Source organism: Mesorhizobium sp. M7A.F.Ca.MR.148.00.0.0, from assembly GCF_003997735.1.
Taxonomy (GTDB): Bacteria; Pseudomonadota; Alphaproteobacteria; order Rhizobiales; family Rhizobiaceae; genus Mesorhizobium.
This window is the reverse complement of the sequence record NZ_RZTB01000137.1, coordinates 11,791-13,582: the sequence shown is the minus strand read 5'-3', so window position 1 is coordinate 13,582 and position 1,792 is coordinate 11,791. Positions and strand designations below refer to the sequence as shown.

Sequence of the window (1,792 nt, the reverse complement as noted above, 5' to 3'; positions counted from 1 at the left end):
AGCCATGAGCGAATTCGACTTCGGCGCCCGCCGCGCCTCTGAATTCCGCCAGCGCGGCTTCTGGACGCTGTTCGCCGAGCGGCATCCGGAAGAAAGGGCTCTGATGGCGAGGCGCGGACCCTGGTTCTGGCAGCGTGGGCTGCCCGACTTCGCCTTGGTTCTTTCCATGTATGTCGCGCCGGCGCAGAGCCAGGTCGGCGTCTTCTTCGGTCGCAACGAGAAGTTCGGCGCCACGCAGGCGTGGTCGCGGCTGAAGCCGTTTCAGCCTGATATCGAAGCCAGGCTGAAGCTCAGGCCGGAACAGAGTTGCGAGAACCTCGGCATCAATTCGATGTGGCGGGTGAACTGCTATGCCGAGGACAACTGGCCAGCCATGGCCGACTGGCTGGTGACCGAATGCTCGCGTATCGAGCGCGCGGTAACCGAAGTCCTGAGGCAGGGATAGACATCCGGTGTTGCCAGAGGGTATCGGCTCCTTTTTCCGCTCACGCTGGCAAGGCCAGGTGCCGCTCGACCGGCTGTTCTGGCGCGACCTTGTCCTCTTCGGCACCGCGGTCAGCATCGCCGCATCGGTGCTGGCGCTCGTTCTGCTCGGATTGAAGTTGCCGCTCGGGCTTGTGCTGGCAGTGCATTTCGCGTCGGTGCCCTACAGCCTGTTCCTGACCTTGGCGGTGTGGCGGACCACCGAAAAGATACCCGGTGCCAAGGCCTGGATGATGACGCTGGGCGCTACGCTGTGGCTGGTGGCGATGATCGTGGTCTGATCGGCTGCCCAGAGGGGGGCAACGGATACTTAAACGAAAAGGGCGACAGATGCCGCCCTTTCATAGTGTCGAACCCGGATGGCTCAGGCCGAAGGCTCGAATTTCAGCGCCACCCCGTTGATGCAATAGCGCAGGCCGGTCGGCGGCGGGCCGTCCTCGAAGACATGGCCGAGATGGCTGCCGCAGCGGGCGCAATGGCATTCGGTGCGAACCATGCCGTAGCTGCGGTCGACGGTGTTTTCGACCGAGCCCGGCACCGGGTCGTTGAAGCTCGGCCAGCCGGTGCCGCTCTCGAACTTCAGCTTGGATTCGAACAAGGGCTGGTCGCAGCCGGCGCAGGAAAAGGTGCCGGCGCGCTTCTCGTAGAGCAAGGCGCAGCTTCCCGGCCGCTCGGTGCCGTGACCGCGCATGACGGCATACTGCTCCGGCGTCAGCCGGGCGCGCCATTCGGCGTCGGTGCGGGTTACGGGGTAGGTATGGGTGTCCATGTGATCTCCTCAGCCTTGCCGGCTCGTTGTTGATTGCAACCGGATATTCGCGTCAAGATAGGCATTTGTTACACGACTGCCCAGTGTCTGACGTTCCAAGGTTGAATTCCCCCTTCTTCAGGCGTCTGCGCCGCCCCTCACCTGCCTGCCGGCATCCTCTCCCCGTAAACGGGGCGAGGGGCCCTGTCGTCCGCGATTTCGCCAATTGTCAGCGTTGCAAGAAAGGCGCCGGCGTTGCGGCCAGGCCCTCTCGCCCCGTTTACGGGGAGAGATGTCCGGCAGGACAGTGAGGGGCGGCGCCAACTTTCACTATTGATGGTCTCTGAGGTGATGGTTCCGCACCTCTGACAACTAATGCTTTCTTGAAAGCTGCTTGGTCGCGCCCTCAAGCCCGGCCAAAGTCAGCGGGAACATGCGGCCGCCGAAGATGTCGCGGATCATCGCAATCGAATGGGTGTAGCCCCAGTTCCTGGGGTTTTCGGGGTTCAGCCATACCGCGTTCGGCCATTGCTGCAGCAGGCGGCCGAGCCAGACGCTGCC

The 1,792-nt window shown here is 63.3% G+C and carries 3 protein-coding genes and 1 pseudogene; 2 read left to right on the top strand and 2 right to left on the bottom strand.

Features of this window, described 5'->3' with window-relative positions:
- Positions 1-4: 4 nt before the first annotated feature.
- Positions 5-445: a hypothetical protein gene (locus EOB49_RS29610; protein ID WP_127383053.1), complete on the top strand. Its 441-nt coding sequence runs from the start codon at positions 5-7 to the stop codon at positions 443-445.
- 7 nt (positions 446-452) lie between these two features.
- Positions 453-764, top strand: a complete 312-nt coding sequence (locus EOB49_RS29605) for a hypothetical protein (protein WP_127383050.1) — start codon at positions 453-455, stop codon at positions 762-764.
- Between the two features lie 83 nt (positions 765-847).
- Here the strand turns inward: EOB49_RS29605 and msrB are convergent, their stop codons facing one another.
- Together msrB and EOB49_RS38095 are read right to left on the bottom strand one after the other, a co-directional pair.
- A complete protein-coding gene (msrB, locus tag EOB49_RS29600; RefSeq protein WP_127270383.1) occupies positions 848-1,252 on the bottom strand; it encodes a peptide-methionine (R)-S-oxide reductase MsrB in 405 nt (134 codons plus the stop codon).
- 351 nt (positions 1,253-1,603) lie between these two features.
- Positions 1,604-1,792 (bottom strand): annotated as a pseudogene (locus tag EOB49_RS38095) (VWA domain-containing protein); the annotation flags it as partial.

Bases quoted from the DNA above. Each gene is read 5' to 3' on its own strand.
- msrB (WP_127270383.1), bottom strand. From the start codon at position 1,252: ATGGACACCCATACCTACCCCGTAACCCGCACCGACGCCGAATGGCGC.
- EOB49_RS29610 (WP_127383053.1), top strand. From the start codon at position 5: ATGAGCGAATTCGACTTCGGCGCCCGCCGCGCCTCTGAATTCCGCCAG.